This window comes from Serratia sp. OS31 (assembly GCF_014164835.1).
GTDB classification, from domain to species: Bacteria; Pseudomonadota; Gammaproteobacteria; order Enterobacterales; family Enterobacteriaceae; genus Serratia; species Serratia liquefaciens_A.
This window is the reverse complement of the sequence record NZ_JACJFQ010000019.1, coordinates 47,600-62,435: the sequence shown is the minus strand read 5'-3', so window position 1 is coordinate 62,435 and position 14,836 is coordinate 47,600. Positions and strand designations below refer to the sequence as shown.

Here is a 14,836-nt window from a genome sequence, read left to right as displayed (position 1 = left end):
GCGGGCATGCCATTATTTGGCTTTGCTCAGCAACAGGTTGGCCAGGGCACGTACACCCAGACCGGTCGCACCGGCAGACCATTGATCCACCGCACCCTTACGGTAAGTGGCGGAGCAGTCAATGTGCAACCAGCCTTTCTGATAATTCTGCACAAAATGCGACAGGAATGCAGCCGCGGTGCTGGCACCGGCAGTGTAGGCCGGACCGGCAATGTTGTTCAGTTCAGCAAAGTTGGACGGCAGCTGGCTGCGGTGGAACTCAGCCAACGGCAGGCGCCAGAAAGGCTCTTGCTCGGCAGCCGCGCTGGTCAGCAGTTCCTGTGCCAAAGCATCATCGAAGCTGAACAACGCATGGTAATCGTTACCCACCGCGGTTTTCGCCGCACCGGTCAGGGTGGCGCAGTCGATGATCAACTCAGGGTTTTGTGCAGAAGCATCAATCAGACCGTCAGCCAGCACCAGGCGCCCTTCGGCATCGGTGTTCATAACCTCAACGGTTTTGCCGTTACGATAACGGATGATGTCGCCCAGTTTGAAGGCGTTGCCGCTAACCATGTTATCGGCGCAGCACAGATAGAGTTTCACGCGCTGTTTCAGACCACGGGCCGCCGCCAGCGCCAGTGCGCCGGTAATAGTGGCTGCACCGCCCATATCCGCTTTCATGGAGTCCATAAAGGCGCTTTGTTTCAGGCTGTAGCCACCGGTGTCAAAGGTGATGCCTTTGCCCACCAGGCAAGCAAATACCGGCGCTTCCGGGTTGCCGGTCGGGTTGAAGTCCAGTGCCAAAAGCACAGGTGAACGATCGGAACCCCGACCCACGGTGTGAATACCGGCGTAGTTTTGCTCGCGCAGGTCTTCACCCTTGGTAATACGATAGCTGACGGCATCGCAGCCCACGTCACACATCAGATCAACCGCGCGCGTAGCCAGTTGCTCCGGCCCCAGCTCTTCCGCCGGCATATTGATGGTGTCGCGTACCCAGTCAACGATCTTCAGGCGCTGTTCCAGCTCTTTGCGCTCCGCTTCCGGCAGCTCTGCCCATTCAACGCTGCGCTTGCCTTTCGGCCCGCGGAAACCTTGCCAGAACGCCCAGCTGTTCTCCAGATCCCAGCCATCGCCTGCCAGCTTGACGTTCTTGACGCCTTGGCCGTCAATCTTGCGGGCGGCACGCTGGATGCCCCCCAGCTTGTCGTTGCCGGTCAGGTGAATGGTCATTCCTCGATCGTCGGTGCTCAGCAGCGCTTTCTCACCCCAGCGAGCGTCGGCAGGTTGGTTCGACAGCGTTACCAGCATGAATTCAGTTGTCATAGCCTTCTTACTCCGGATTATTCTTTTATTAATCGTGTCGGATACAAAATAAACGGGCCGCCTATGGCAGCCCGTTACGCTATTTACTCCGCTTCATCTAACCAGACCAGCAGGATCGCTTCCAGTATTTTCTCATTGGAAGCCTGTGGATCGTCGTCAAAATCTTCCAGATCGCAAATCCACTTATGCATGTCGGTAAAACGTACGGTTTTCGGATCGGTATCCGGGTATTGGTCGTACAGGGCTTCGCCGATTTCACGGCTATCGGTCCACTTCAGTCCCATTATTATCTCCAGCTCTGCGCCGCGGCTAGCAATTAATGCTCACGCGCATGGTTAACGGTATAACGCGGCATTTCGACCACCAAATCTTCGTCGGCCACCAGCGCCTGGCAGCTCAGGCGGCTTTCCGGCTCCAGACCCCAGGCCTTGTCCAGCATGTCGTCTTCCAGCTCGCTGCTCTCTTCAAGAGAGTCAAAACCTTCGCGCACGATGCAGTGACAGGTGGTGCAGGCGCAGGATTTCTCGCAGGCGTGCTCAATTTCGATACCGTTGCGCAGTGCAACGTTGAGGATTGACTCCCCTTGCTCAGCTTCCAGTACCGCCCCCTCCGGGCATAAATCTTGATGGGGCAGGAAAACAATTTTAGGCATGATTAAACCTCATCCACAGAATGGCCAGCCAGCGCACGGCGAATGGAAGCATCCATGCGGCGCGCGGCAAAGTCTTGCGTTTGTGCATCTAATGTTTTTATTGCGGCTTCGATAGCGGCAGGATCGGTGCCCTGCGTCGCCTGTTGCAAAGCTTCCACCGCCGCGGCGATCGCCGTACTTTCGGCCTCGCTCAGCAACGCGGCATCGCTGGCCAGTGCGCCCTGCAGGCTTTCCAGCACCCGAGACGCCTCAACCCGTTGTTCCGCCAGTTTACGCGCGCCAACGTCGCTCTGCGCATTGGCCATCGAGTCCTTGATCATCCCGGCGATTTCGGCGTCGGAAAGGCCGTACGACGGTTTAACCTGAATCGAAGCCTCAACGCCGGTGGATTTCTCCATCGCGGTAACGCTCAACAGGCCATCGGCGTCCACCTGGAAGGTCACGCGAATGTGCGCGCCACCGGCAGGCAGCGGCGGTAAGCCGCGCAGCGAGAAACGCGCCAGCGAACGGCAATCCTGCACCAGCTCACGCTCGCCCTGCAGCACGTGGATCATCATCGCGCTTTGGCCGTCTTTAAAGGTAGTGAACTCCTGGGCACGCGCCACCGGAATGGTGGTGTTGCGCGGGATCACTTTTTCGACCAGACCGCCCATGGTTTCCAGACCCAGCGACAGCGGGATCACGTCCAGCAGCAGCATGTCGCTGTCCGGCTTGTTGCCCACCAGAATATCGGCCTGAATGGCGGCACCGATGGCGACCACTTTATCGGGATCAATCGAGGTCAGGGGCGTGCGGCCAAAGAAGGTGCCCACCTGCTCACGCACCAGGGGCACGCGAGTGGAACCACCAACCATCACCACTTCCAACACGTCTTCAGCACTGACGCCGGCGTCTTTCAGCGCGCGGCGGCAAGCCATTAGGGTGCGTTTAATCAGCGAGGCAATCAAGGCGTCGAACTGCGCCCGCGTCACTTCCCCCTGCCAACCGGCAATCTCAACGCTGACGCTGTCGGCATCGCTCAGTGCTATCTTGGCGGCAATGGCCGCGTCCAGCAGTTGACGCTGAACGCCGTGATCGCTGCGATCGGCCACGCCGGCCTGTTCCCGCAGCCAATCGGCCAGCAGGTGGTCAAAGTCGTCGCCGCCCAACGCGGAATCGCCGCCGGTGGCTAACACTTCGAACACGCCGCGGCTCAGCCGCAGAATGGAAATATCAAAGGTGCCGCCGCCCAAATCGTAAACCGCGATGATGCCTTCCTGCCCGGAATCCAGGCCATAGGCAATCGCTGCCGCCGTAGGTTCGTTCAGCAGGCGCAGCACGTGCAGCCCGGCCAGACGCGCTGCGTCCTTGGTGCCCTGGCGCTGTGCATCGTCAAAATACGCGGGAACGGTGATCACCACGCCGTCCAAATCCCCTTCCAGCGCGGTTTGCGCACGCGCGGCAAGCGCTTTGAGGATATCGGCGGAAACGCCTACCGGGTTAACCGGACCGGCGGCGGTAAGGATCATCGGCAAGCCGTTATCGCTGGCCTGGAACTGGTACGGCAGGTTCGGGTAACGCTGCTGTACGTCGGCCAGAGAACGGCCCATCATGCGTTTGATTGAGCTGATGGTGTTGGCGGGATCCTGTGCGGCCTGCTGGCGCGCATCCCAGCCGACACGCAAGGTGTCAGCCTGATAGTGCACCACCGAGGGCAGTAAATCGCGCCCCTGGGCATCGGCCAGCGTTTCCGCCTGCCCGCTGCGGACAGTGGCGACCAGAGAGTTGGTGGTGCCTAAATCAATACCGGCAGCCAGACGGCGCTGGTGCGGCGCGGCGCTGAGGCCGGGCTCACTAATTTGTAATAAGGCCATATTGAAGCTTCCACAATCAGAAGGTGTACCCGTCGCCTTTCAAGTTATAGCGTTGTTAGCTGCTTACAAGGCCCATCCATGGTCCTTGCCCTTTCAGGGCCGCTGCAAGCAGCGTTCAAATCTGTTCCCGACAGATTTGTCGCTCACCCCGGTTACTTACTTAAGTAAGCGCCCGGGGATGAGCGAGTTGGCCGTACCTCGAAATTCATAGGGTTTTACTCAAAACCCAGCAGTTTTTCTTCGAGTTGTTCAACCTGTTGCTGGAGTTTGTCCAAAAAGCGTAGCTTGCGCACGGTATCGGCGGCCTCGGGCCACTGCTGGTTATCCAGCTGCTGCACCATCAGCGCAGTGCGCTGTTTGACCGTTTCGTTCACCCGCGCGCCAAAGTCGGCCAGCAGGCTTTCCGCCTCCGCTTTACGCTCTATGGCGTCGAGCTCTTCACGCAATTCCAGCTGTTCCATCAGGAAAGCGGTATCTCGCAAGGTATGCTGCTCGTTGCCCAAATCAAAACCGTGCAAAGATAACATATACTCTGCGCGTTTTAATGGGTGCTTCAGCGTTTGGTAGGCTTCATTGATAGTCGCCGCCTGTTGCAACGCCATCAAGCGTTCGCGTTCCGGCTGGAGAGCATTGCGATCGGGATGGAATTGACGTTGCAGATCCTGATAGCGAGATGCAAGCAGGCTGCCGTCCACGAGATAGCGAACTGGCAGCCCGAATAAAGTAAAGTAATCCATAGCGTGCTCTGGGCTTTATCGGATGAAGTTCCCCCGCGCCGGCGGGGGAGCTTGACGGACTGTCAGACGTTGAAACTTTCGCCGCAGCCGCACTCGCTTGAGACATTGGGGTTGTTGAACTTGAAGCCTTCGTTCAGGCCTTCCTTAACGAAATCAAGCTCGGTGCCGTCAAGGTAGACCAGGCTCTTGCCGTCAATGATCACCTTAACGCCTTTGTTTTCAAAAACGATGTCGTCATCGTTCATTTCGTCAACAAATTCCAGCACGTACGCCATCCCGGAGCAGCCGGAGGTTCTCACTCCCAGACGCAGGCCAAGACCCTTGCCGCGGTTATTCATAAATGCCTGAACACGCTGCGCAGCGCTGTCGCTCATGGTAATTGACATCACAACCTCACACTTCAAAGCCCAACCAAGGCTGGGCTAAATGACTCAAAAAAATTACTTGGCGCTGTGTTTGCTCTTGTAGTCGGCAATCGCTGCTTTAATGGCGTCTTCCGCCAGAATAGAGCAGTGAATTTTTACCGGCGGTAATTCCAGTTCTTCGGCGATCTGGGTGTTTTTGATCGCTTCGGCCTGATCAAGAGATTTGCCTTTCATCCATTCGGTCACCAGCGAGCTGGAGGCGATGGCGGAACCGCAGCCGTAAGTTTTGAAACGCGCGTCTTCAATGATGCCTTCATTGTTGACTTTGATCTGCAGCTTCATGACGTCGCCACAAGCCGGTGCGCCAACCATACCGCTGCCGACGCTAGGATCTTCGTTGTCGAAAGAACCCACGTTACGCGGGTTTTCATAGTGATCGATTACTTTTTCGCTGTAAGCCATGACCTTGCTCCTGAATCCTGAGAATTAATGATGTGCCCATTCGATGCTGTTGATATCCACGCCCTGCTTGAACATATCCCACAGTGGAGACAGGTCACGCAGACGGCCAATGGATTTACGCACCAGTTGAATGGTGTAATCGATCTCTTCTTCCGTGGTGAAACGCCCCAGGGAGAAACGGATCGAGCTATGCGCCAACTCGTCGGTCATACCCAACGCGCGCAGCACGTAAGATGGCTCAAGGCTGGCAGAGGTACAGGCGGAACCTGAAGAGACGGCAAGGTCTTTCAGCGCCATGATCAGCGATTCACCTTCAACATAGTTGAAGCTGACATTCAGGATGTTAGGAACGCCGTGTTCCAGATCGCCGTTCAGATACACTTCTTCCATATCTTTCACGCCGTTCCACAGACGGTCACGCAGCGTACGCAGGCGCGCCATTTCAGTCGGCATTTCTTCTTTGGCGATACGGTAGGCTTCACCCATACCGGCGATCTGATGCACTGGCAACGTACCTGAACGCATACCGCGCTCATGACCGCCGCCGTGGATCTGGGCTTCGATACGGATACGCGGTTTACGACGCACGTACAGCGCACCGATGCCTTTCGGGCCATAAATCTTGTGGCCGGAGAAGGACATCAGATCGACTTTCAGCTTGCTCAGGTCGATAGGCAGTTTGCCCACGCTCTGGGTCGCATCAACGTGGTAGATGATACCGCGCGCGCGGCACATTTCGCCGATAGCTTCGATATCCTGCACCACGCCGATTTCGTTGTTCACGTGCATGATCGAAACCAGAATGGTGTCTTCACGCATCGCGGCTTCGAGGGCTTGCAGGCTGATGATACCGTTGCTTTGCGGTGCCAGGTAAGTCACTTCAAAGCCTTCACGCTCGAGCTGGCGACAGGTGTCCAGCACGGCTTTATGTTCGGTTTTGCTGGTGATGATGTGCTTGCCTTTCTTTTGATAGAAATTGGCAGCGCCTTTAATCGCCAGGTTGTCGGATTCGGTTGCTCCGGAAGTGAACACGATTTCGCGCGGGTCAGCGCCAACCAGTTCAGCAATTTGGTTACGGGCGATATCTACCGCTTCTTCCGCCTGCCACCCGAAACGGTGGGAACGGGAAGCCGGGTTACCGAAAGTCCCGTCCAGAGTCAAAAACTGCATCATTTTCTCAGCGACGCGCGGATCAACCGGCGTCGTTGCTGAGTAATCCAGATAAATCGGTAATTTCATTGCTCTTGTGCTCCGTACATCACTTCCAAAAACTAAAAAAAGTATCGCCAGCTGCTTATGCGCGCAGATTAACGTTGATAGTTTCTTGCGGACGACCGTTGGCCGTGCGACGGGTATCGTTGTTTTGACGGTCCGCCACCACCAGCACTTCCTGGTTGTTCACCAGTTCAGCCAGCGTAATGTTGTTCAGGAACCCGCTGATGCGCTCGCTCAGATCGCGCCACAGGGTATGGGTCAGGCAGCGATCGCCACCCTGACAGCCTTCTTTACCCTGGCAACGGGTTGCATCTACCGATTCATCGACGGCAGTGATAACTGCACCAACGGCAATCTCACCCGCGTCTTTGCCCAGCAGATAACCACCGCCCGGTCCGCGTACGCTGGCCACCAGGCCATTTTTACGCAGACGGGAGAATAATTGTTCCAGATAAGAGAGCGAGATACCTTGGCGCTCAGAAATATCCGCCAGAGGGACTGGCCCTTCCTGGGAGTGCAATGCCACGTCAAGCATAGCGGTTACGGCATAACGGCCTTTAGATGTCAGTCTCATAGCTAAGTGGTTACCTGTTGGTCAAACATGGCCGAAAGTCTGACATTCCCGAGTAAATCAGTCAACTATTTAACCTAGTAATTTACTCAAGTATTAGCACATTTTGTACTTAGCCATGCAAAATGCATATAAAATACATGTTATAACCCTTGGATAACTAATGCTATTACCTTTAACCGTTACGCAACCCTAAAATTAATGACCTTGCTGTTTATCCTGTTTCTCTATCGACGTCAGCATGCCGCGCAGAATATTCAGCTCTTGAGCTTCCGGCCGTGCGCGGGTGAATAAACGGCGTAAACGACTCATCACCTGCCCCGGATGGGACGGACGAATGAAGCCGCTATTTTGCAGCGTTTGTTCCAGGTGCTGATAGAAACGCTCGAGGTCATCCACCAGCGGATACGGCGTCTCTTCCAATGGCGGCACGCCCGCCTGTTGACGATCGAGGTAAGCCACGCGCACTTCATAGGCCAGGATCTGCACCGCCATCGCCAAATTCAGCGAGCTGTAATCCGGGTTGGCAGGAATGGCAACGTGATAATGACACTTTTGCAGTTCGTCATTGGTCAGGCCGACACGTTCACGGCCGAAGACCAACGCCACTGGCGCATGTTCACCTTCGTGCACCGCGCGTACGCCGCATTCACGGGGTTCCAGCATCGGCCACGGCAAAGTGCGTGAACGCGCGCTGGTACCCACCACCAGGCTACAGCCAGCAATAGCGTCGTCCAAAGTGTCAACAATAGTGGCGTTGCCGATCACATCGCTGGCGCCAGCGGCCAGGGCGATCGCCTGAGAATCGGGTTTTATCAGCGGGTTAACCAGATAAAGGTTGGTTAGCCCCATGGTTTTCATGGCTCTGGCGGTCGAGCCCATGTTGCCGGTATGAGAGGTTTCTACCAGAACAATGCGGATGTTATGCAGCATACAAACTCTGAGCGTAGCGGAAAATCACAGCATCTTAACACAGCCGTAGGCATTTTACCGAACACCTGCTATACTTCGCGCCGTTTCCTGTTCTTTAACATCCTAGTTGGAAGATACCCATGCATCCGATGCTGACGATCGCCGTGCGCGCTGCGCGCAAGGCCGGTAACCTGATTGCCAAAAACTACGAAACCCCAGACGCTGTAGAAGCGAGTCAAAAAGGGACCAATGACTTTGTCACTAACGTCGATCGCGATGCAGAGCATCTGATCATCGAAGTCATTCGCAAGTCCTATCCGCAACATACTATTGTTACCGAAGAACGCGGCGAATTGGTCGGCGAAGATAAAGACGTACAATGGGTGATCGATCCACTGGATGGCACATCAAACTTCATCAAACGTTTCCCACACTTCTCAGTCTCTATCGCTGTACGCATTAAAGGCCGTACCGAAGTCGCTGTGGTTTACGATCCAATGCGTAACGAACTGTTCACCGCTACCCGCGGTCAGGGCGCACAGCTCAACGGTTACCGTCTGCGCGGCACCAACGCCAAAGACCTGGATGGCACCATCCTGGCAACCGGCTTCCCGTTCAAGGTGAAGCAGCACGCAACGCCATACATCAACGTGGTTGGCAAACTGTTTACCCAGTGTGCCGACTTCCGTCGTACCGGTTCTGCCGCACTGGATCTGGCCTACGTGGCTGCCGGTCGCGTGGACGGTTTCTTCGAAATTGGCCTGAAGCCATGGGATTTCGCCGCGGGTGAACTGCTGGTGCGCGAATCTGGCGGCCTGGTGACCGACTTCGTTGGCGGCCACAACCACTTCAGCTCCGGCAACGTGGTAGCCGGTAACCCACGCGTAGTGAAAGCCATGCTTTCCACCATGCGTGATGAACTGAGCGAAGCGCTGAAGCGTTAATCTCGCGAAGTAGAAGTCCTGAATAAAGAAAAAGCGCTGCAATGATTGCAGCGCTTTTTTTATGCCCGTTAGCGGGAGAAAGGCCGAATGCCGCCGCCGAATTCCGGCTGGGCGCTGGTGTACAGCAGCAGCCCGGCAAACAACAAGATCAAACCACCGGCCAGCGCCAGCGAACCCCAGGCCACCGCACTCCAGGCGGCGGGAGCGCGGGAGCGGCTAAGTCGCACCGCCAATCGGCGGCTGTAATGCACCAGTAAGGCCAGTAACGAGATGGTCAGTGAAGTGCCGAGCGCCATCGCCAATGCGGAAACCACCCCCCAGGCGAAAACGCCAATCACCTTGGAAAACAGCAACACCAGTATCGCCCCCGAGCAGGGCCGCATGCCCATCGCCAACACGATGGCGGTCTGTGTACGCCAGTCGCTGCCGGCCTGCAGCTCTGTATCACTCGGCAAATGGCGGTGACCACAGCCACAATGCTCGCTGTGAACGTGATCCGCCGGCAAAGGTTGCAGGCTGTTGATTCGCAGCGCCGGTTGCGGACGCAGGGTTTTCACCGCGTGATACAAACGCTTCAACGCGCGCCAAGTGAGCAGCACGCCGAGCAACATCACCAGAACAAAACTGCCCTTCTCCAGCCAGAAACTGCTCTGATGCAACTGCCGGGATGACAGTTGCAGCACAACCAGCATCAGAGTTACCAGGGCGATAGCCACCAGCCCCTGCACCAGCGAGGCGGCAAAGGTCAGTTTCAGGCTGCTTTTCAGCCGCGCCGGGTGGGTCGCCAGATAGGTGGTAATCACCACCTTGCCGTGGCCGGGACCGAGCGCATGCAGCACCCCATAGCTCATGCTGAACAGCATCAAGGCCAATCCGGCTTGCTGCGGTGCCGCTTTGACCTGCTGCAACAGATCGGCCATCTGCAGATGCAAACCTTTTTGCCACACCACGCTTTGCAACAGCAACTGCGGCCAATAGTGCCACGCCAACCGGGCTCCCAGTACCAGCAGCAGCGCAAACAGCAACAGCGGCCACAGGCTGAAGGCCCAGTGCCGTTTACGCGTGGCGGGCTGGCTGAGATTTATTGACATTGCAGACTGACCCTCTGCGCAAACTGTTGCCCCAGTTCCATATCTTCACCGGGGGAATCGTTCTTATCGAGGGATAACGCATAAGCCTGCAAGGAGGAGTTCGGTTTTGGCGTCATCAGCTTGAACTTGCATTGGGCGGCCATTTCCGGCGGTAAATGCAGCGCCGTTTTATCTTTATAGGTCATATCGACAAAGTAGGTGGGATCGTAAGTGGCGATTTCAAACGGCTTGCCCGCCAGCGGCTGCGGCTCGGCCAGCGGCAACACAAACTCCAGCACCGCCTGATGCCCCTGACGCGACAGGTGATATTCCGTCGGCAGGTTCAAATATTTCACTCGTTTGCCGTCGCGATACACGTCGGTGAAATAGTGTTGGCCAAGCACGTTGGCCATCACCTGCGCCGCCAATTTCTTCCACACTTCCGAGTCGTCTTTGGCATTTTCCGCATCGTAGAGCAGATCCGCCGAGGTAATTTCGTCCATAACCCAAACCATTTTCAAGCCAATCAGCTGTTGATCCTTAGCCACGAAAGTGGTGTTCATATCAATAAAGCTGTGTGGGTGAGCGACAGCACCGGCGCTAAAAAGCGTCAAAAAACCGGCCAGAATAAGTCGTAACTTCATCATCAAACGATACTCATTATTGTTATAAAGTAACATCAACCAAACTTAAACCATCGCCATTACAGCCAATAATTGTGACGAAAGTTGTAAGCCGAAGTAAAACCGGGTGCCGTCGCCGCGCCGCGCATCGCCTTTTGCTATGCTTATTCATAATTTAAACGTTACCCGCCAGAAGGTGATATGAGCCTGGACACCTCCCCCGTGCCTGAGCTCTCCGGTCAACAGCGACGCTGCCATCTGTTATTGATGCTGTACGCGCCGGTGCCCGCAGTACAACTGGAGACTATCAGCCAAATTAATGGCGTCGCCCCCCTCATCACCCGGCAAGATATAGCCGAGGTTGCCACTGAAATCCAGCGTTTCCATCACCTGGAAATTGACGGCAACCCCGACGAAGGCTACCGGATCAGAGGCAGCGCGCTCAACCAACGCCTCTGCCTGATCCACTGGCTGCGACGAACCCTGCGCTGCAGCCCGGAGTTTGTCGAACGTCACTTTTCCCAGTGGTTACAGCAGGCGCTGGGGCGAGTGGCAGACCTGACGCCAGAGTTGGAACAGTGCATCGGCGAATGTGAAGCGTTGCTCGAACGCAGTTTCGATCGACGCGATCGTCAGTTTCTGCAGCACTACCTGCGCTACTGCGCCTGGGAAGGCCAGCGCCAGCGGCACCCCACTTTCAGCCCGATTCAGCGCGACTGGCTGCGTCAGAAGCCGGAATGCCAGGCGGCCGGCAGGCTGCATCACTCGCTGAATCGGCTCTTTGCCCTGCAGCCCGAGGCAAGCGAAAGCGACTTTCTGGTACTGATGTTCACCATGCTGAAAAATCACAGCTACCACAGTAACGACTCAGCGGAAGACCTGAGGCTGATGGCGGCAATTGAAAATATGGTCGAACGATTCCAACAGATCTCCGGCATGACGTTCAGCAGCAAAGAGGATTTGATCAGTCAATTATTTGCCCATCTGGCGCCGGCGGTGGAGCGCTGTCGCTTTGAGATTGGTATCGATAACCAGCTGCTGGAAGAGGTCGAGCGCAAGTACCCGCGGCTGATGCGTACCGCACAAGAGGCGCTGGCGCCGTTGGAGCAGGAGTACGACATTCATTTTTCCAGCGAAGAAGCGGGATTGGTCGCCATCAGTTTTGGGGCCTGGCTGATGCAAGGCAATGCGCTGCAGGAAAAGCAGGTGCTGTTGCTGACGCTGGACAACCCGCAGTTGGAAGAGGAAGTGGAGTATCAAATCCGCGAATTAACGCTGCTGCCATTGAACATCAAATACCTGCCGCTGCGCGACTATCTGCGATCCGGCGCACCGCAGGGGGTCACGCTGGTGATCACCCCCTATGCCGCACAATACAATGAACCGCAGCCGCCGCTGATTTATACCGTGTTGCCGTTGGAACGCCAGCAGCGCAAAGCCATCCGTGCGCTGCTGGAAACCGCTTAACGGCTGCCGCTGACCGCCACCGCCGGCGGGCGAATAAACAGCGCCGGCAGAGCCACCGCGGCCATCACCCAGAACACCCCGCCCTGCAGATACTCGAACAGGAAGCCGGCAATCACCGTCATAATCGCAATCCCGCCCCCCATCGCCAGCGCCGAGTAGACCGCCTGCAGCCGGATCACTTCCGGCCCTTTGCGCGCGGCGATAAAACGCATCGCCGCCAGATGGCAAACGGTGAAGGTGCCGCAATGCAAAATTTGGATCACCAGCAGCCATCCCAGTTCGGTACTGCTCGCCATCAGGCTCCAGCGCAGTACGCCACAGCAAGCGGAAAGCAGCAGCAGATTGCGCGCATTCCAACGTCGGAACAGGAAATTACTGCTGGCGAAAATGATCACTTCCGCCACCACGCCAAGCGACCACAGGTAGCCAATGGTCGAAGCCGAATAGCCCGCTTCCTGCCAATAGATCGAACCAAAGCTGTAATAGCCGGCGTGCGCGCCTTGCAGCAGCGTAACGCACAGCAGGAAACGCCAAACCGGCCCTTCCTTTAGCATCTCACGCAATGAGCGGTCGGCTTCGCTGTGGCTGCGCGCTTCCCCCTGTGGCATCACGCTCGGTTTCAGCATCATGCCCAACAGCATCGCCAAAATACTGATGATCAGGCTGTAAAGTATGGCGTTGTGGCCCCAAACAGACACCATCTGTCCGGTCAGCGCCGAACCGATGACAAACGCCAGCGAGCCCCACAGTCTGACCCGGCCGTAATCCATGGTGATCTGTTTTTGCCAGGTCGCGGCTAGCGCGTCGGTCAGCGGCACCAACGGCGAAAAGAACAGGTTGAAACCGGCAATCACCAACATCAGCCAGCCCCAGCCGTTACCGAAACAGAACCCGATGGCAAAAGCCAGCGTCAGCAATGCCAGCAGCCGCAAAGCCGTCACCAAATGAGAGGGATCCTTAACCCGGGGAGCAATCAGCAAACTTCCGAGGAAACGCGCAACCAACCCGGCGCCGAGCAGAATACCGATGGTTTCAGGCGGTATGCCCTCGCCTTTTAACCAAACGCCCCAAAAGGGTAAGAAGATGCCGTAAGAAAAGAAGTAGGTGAAATAACTGAGAGCGAGCCAACGTGTTGATTGCAGAACCATGATCCCTCCGGTGTGAAGGCAATACTTTGACAGAGCTCACACTGGCTAGCAATGTACATTCAGGAGCGAGTCCATAGAGTGCAAGACAGTTCACAGTTTACCGACCACAAGCATAAAAAAACCCGCCGAAGCGGGTTTTTAAACAGAAAGCGGAATTAGGCGTAAACCGGCAGGCGGGCGCAGATATCCAACACTTTCTTCTTGGTGCGTTCGATGGTGGCTTCATCGTTGATGTTGTCCAACACGTCGCAGATCCAGCCGGCCAGCTCACGCACTTCAGCTTCTTTGAAACCACGGCGAGTCACTGCCGGAGTACCGATACGCACGCCAGAGGTGACGAACGGGCTCTTAGGATCGTTTGGCACGCTGTTTTTGTTCACGGTGATGTTAGCGCGGCCCAGGGCGGCGTCAGCTTCTTTACCGGTCAGATTCTTGTCAACCAGATCCAACAGGAACAGGTGGTTATGGGTACCACCGGAAACCACTTTGTAACCGCGCTCCAGGAACACTTCCACCATCGCTTTGGCGTTATCGGCCACTTGCTGCTGGTAGATCTTGAACTCAGGCTCCATCGCTTCTTTCAGCGCTACCGCTTTACCGGCAATCACGTGCATCAGCGGGCCGCCCTGCCCGCCCGGGAACACGGCGGAGTTCAGCTTCTTGTACAGATCTTCATCACCGCCTTTCGCCAGGATCAGGCCGCCGCGCGGACCCGCCAGGGTTTTGTGGGTGGTGGTGGTCACGATGTGAGCGTGTGGAACCGGGTTCGGATAAACACCGGCGGCGATCAGGCCCGCAACGTGCGCCATATCGACGAACAGGTAAGCGCCGATGCTGTCGGCGATTTCACGCATTTTTGCCCAGTCAACGATACCGGAGAAGGCAGAGAAGCCGCCGATGATCATTTTTGGCTTGTGGGTTTGCGCCTGCTTGGCCAGGTCTTCGTAATCGATTTGGCCTTTTTCGTCGATGCCGTAAGGCACCACGTTATACAGCTTGCCGGACAGGTTAACCGGTGAACCGTGGGTCAGGTGGCCGCCGTGCGCCAGGTTCATCCCCAAAATGGTGTCGCCCGGCTGCAGCAGCGCGGTGTAAACGGCGAAGTTAGCCTGGGAGCCGGAGTGCGGCTGTACGTTGGCGTAATCGGCACCGAACAGCTCTTTGGCACGGTCGATAGCCAGTTGCTCAACGATATCCACGTATTCGCAGCCGCCGTAATAACGCTTGCCCGGATAACCTTCAGCGTATTTGTTGGTCAGCTGGGAACCCTGAGCCTGCATCACGCGCGGGCTGGTGTAGTTCTCAGACGCAATCAGCTCAATGTGCTCTTCCTGACGCACCACTTCTTGCTCCATTGCACGCCACAGTTCGGCATCGTAATCAGCAATGTTCATTTCACGCTTTAACATCCGGCTTCTCCTGACTTAAATCGGCTAACTAAAAAATCACCAAATAACTACCCGTTTGGGTTCTGGGGCACAGTGTAAACTGTTTCCCCCTACTGAGGAT

At 56.3% G+C, this 14,836-nt stretch carries 16 protein-coding genes; 2 read left to right on the top strand and 14 right to left on the bottom strand.

Features of this window, described 5'->3' with window-relative positions; genetic code table 11:
* Positions 1-12: 12 nt before the first annotated feature.
* From pepB to trmJ, 10 genes are all read right to left on the bottom strand, one after another.
* Complete coding sequence (gene pepB / locus H5P17_RS16380; RefSeq protein ID WP_182824031.1) at positions 13-1,308, bottom strand: aminopeptidase PepB; 1,296 nt, start codon at positions 1,306-1,308, stop codon at positions 13-15.
* Between the two features lie 83 nt (positions 1,309-1,391).
* Positions 1,392-1,592, bottom strand: coding sequence for a Fe-S cluster assembly protein IscX (gene iscX, locus H5P17_RS16375; RefSeq protein WP_044554572.1), 201 nt, complete (start codon positions 1,590-1,592; stop codon positions 1,392-1,394).
* A gap of 32 nt (positions 1,593-1,624) precedes the next feature.
* Positions 1,625-1,960: an ISC system 2Fe-2S type ferredoxin gene (gene fdx, locus H5P17_RS16370; protein WP_004952086.1), complete on the bottom strand. Its 336-nt coding sequence runs from the start codon at positions 1,958-1,960 to the stop codon at positions 1,625-1,627.
* A gap of 2 nt (positions 1,961-1,962) precedes the next feature.
* On the bottom strand, positions 1,963-3,813 hold the full coding sequence (gene hscA, locus H5P17_RS16365) for a Fe-S protein assembly chaperone HscA (protein WP_182824029.1): 1,851 nt from the start codon (positions 3,811-3,813) through the stop codon (positions 1,963-1,965).
* Positions 3,814-4,028: 215 nt separating this feature from the next.
* Complete coding sequence (hscB, locus tag H5P17_RS16360; protein ID WP_020828163.1) at positions 4,029-4,550, bottom strand: co-chaperone HscB; 522 nt, start codon at positions 4,548-4,550, stop codon at positions 4,029-4,031.
* A gap of 62 nt (positions 4,551-4,612) precedes the next feature.
* Positions 4,613-4,936, bottom strand: coding sequence for an iron-sulfur cluster assembly protein IscA (gene iscA / locus H5P17_RS16355; RefSeq protein ID WP_004952089.1), 324 nt, complete (start codon positions 4,934-4,936; stop codon positions 4,613-4,615).
* Positions 4,937-4,990: 54 nt separating this feature from the next.
* Positions 4,991-5,377, bottom strand: coding sequence for a Fe-S cluster assembly scaffold IscU (iscU, locus tag H5P17_RS16350; protein ID WP_012146333.1), 387 nt, complete (start codon positions 5,375-5,377; stop codon positions 4,991-4,993).
* Between the two features lie 24 nt (positions 5,378-5,401).
* Complete coding sequence (locus H5P17_RS16345; protein ID WP_044554568.1) at positions 5,402-6,616, bottom strand: IscS subfamily cysteine desulfurase; 1,215 nt, start codon at positions 6,614-6,616, stop codon at positions 5,402-5,404.
* Between the two features lie 55 nt (positions 6,617-6,671).
* Positions 6,672-7,166 (bottom strand): Fe-S cluster assembly transcriptional regulator IscR, encoded by a 495-nt coding sequence (gene iscR, locus H5P17_RS16340; RefSeq protein WP_020828166.1) that lies wholly within the window; start codon positions 7,164-7,166, stop codon positions 6,672-6,674.
* A 195-nt stretch (positions 7,167-7,361) separates the two neighbouring features.
* Positions 7,362-8,096: a tRNA (cytosine(32)/uridine(32)-2'-O)-methyltransferase TrmJ gene (gene trmJ / locus H5P17_RS16335; RefSeq protein ID WP_020828167.1), complete on the bottom strand. Its 735-nt coding sequence runs from the start codon at positions 8,094-8,096 to the stop codon at positions 7,362-7,364.
* A 119-nt stretch (positions 8,097-8,215) separates the two neighbouring features.
* On the opposite strand from trmJ, the gene suhB reads away from it, so the two are divergent.
* Positions 8,216-9,019: an inositol-1-monophosphatase gene (gene suhB, locus H5P17_RS16330; RefSeq protein WP_020828168.1), complete on the top strand. Its 804-nt coding sequence runs from the start codon at positions 8,216-8,218 to the stop codon at positions 9,017-9,019.
* Positions 9,020-9,087: 68 nt separating this feature from the next.
* Here suhB and H5P17_RS16325 read toward each other — a convergent pair whose 3' ends face one another.
* Both H5P17_RS16325 and H5P17_RS16320 read right to left on the bottom strand, forming a co-directional pair.
* Positions 9,088-10,110, bottom strand: coding sequence for a nickel/cobalt transporter (locus tag H5P17_RS16325; RefSeq protein ID WP_182824027.1), 1,023 nt, complete (start codon positions 10,108-10,110; stop codon positions 9,088-9,090).
* Positions 10,101-10,769, bottom strand: coding sequence for a DUF1007 family protein (locus tag H5P17_RS16320; RefSeq protein ID WP_182824026.1), 669 nt, complete (start codon positions 10,767-10,769; stop codon positions 10,101-10,103). The genes H5P17_RS16325 and H5P17_RS16320 overlap by 10 nt, the downstream gene beginning before the upstream one ends.
* 144 nt (positions 10,770-10,913) lie before the next feature.
* On the opposite strand from H5P17_RS16320, the gene csiE reads away from it, so the two are divergent.
* Positions 10,914-12,179, top strand: coding sequence for a stationary phase inducible protein CsiE (gene csiE / locus H5P17_RS16315; protein ID WP_182824024.1), 1,266 nt, complete (start codon positions 10,914-10,916; stop codon positions 12,177-12,179).
* Here csiE and H5P17_RS16310 read toward each other — a convergent pair.
* Both H5P17_RS16310 and glyA read right to left on the bottom strand, forming a co-directional pair.
* On the bottom strand, positions 12,176-13,327 hold the full coding sequence (locus H5P17_RS16310; protein ID WP_182824022.1) for a 3-phenylpropionate MFS transporter: 1,152 nt from the start codon (positions 13,325-13,327) through the stop codon (positions 12,176-12,178). The genes csiE and H5P17_RS16310 overlap by 4 nt on opposite strands.
* Before the next feature lie 155 nt (positions 13,328-13,482).
* Positions 13,483-14,736 (bottom strand): serine hydroxymethyltransferase, encoded by a 1,254-nt coding sequence (gene glyA / locus H5P17_RS16305; protein WP_044554563.1) that lies wholly within the window; start codon positions 14,734-14,736, stop codon positions 13,483-13,485.
* Positions 14,737-14,836: the final 100 nt, after the last annotated feature.